Annotated in this window: 1 protein-coding gene; it reads right to left on the reverse strand. The window is 32.6% G+C overall.

All coding sequences use genetic code 11. The features are described 5' to 3' along the window. On the reverse strand, window positions 1-411 hold a 411-nt coding region (locus HMPREF3106_RS09315), incomplete at both ends, for an integrase core domain-containing protein (protein WP_148129420.1).

Genomic DNA, 411 nt, shown 5'->3' on the forward strand with positions numbered 1-411 from the left:
ACCGTCTCCGGTATTCAACCGGAGACAGGTAGTCCAATTTTTGTTGGATTCTATTTTCATTATAATATTTGATGTAATTTTCTACAATTTGAATTACAATAGAAGATGAAGTTATTACTTCATCTTTTATGTAGAAATCTTCGCACTTTAGCGAAGAATGGAAGCTTTCGATGAGTCCATTATCTGCGGGAGTCCCCTTACGGGACAGACTGCGGATAATGCCTTTTTCTTTATATAGATTGTAGTATTCAGCATAAGTATAAACGCTGCCTTGATTACTATGTAGTAGAACATCCTTAGGTAAATCAATTTGATTTAATGTATCCAATACAAACTTAGTATACTGTTTTGAGGAAATTGTATAAGCAATGATTTCTCCATTATGTAAATCCATAATGGAAGATAAATATA

This window comes from Granulicatella sp. HMSC31F03 (genome assembly GCF_001807725.1).
Taxonomy (GTDB): domain Bacteria; phylum Bacillota; class Bacilli; order Lactobacillales; family Aerococcaceae; genus Granulicatella; species Granulicatella adiacens.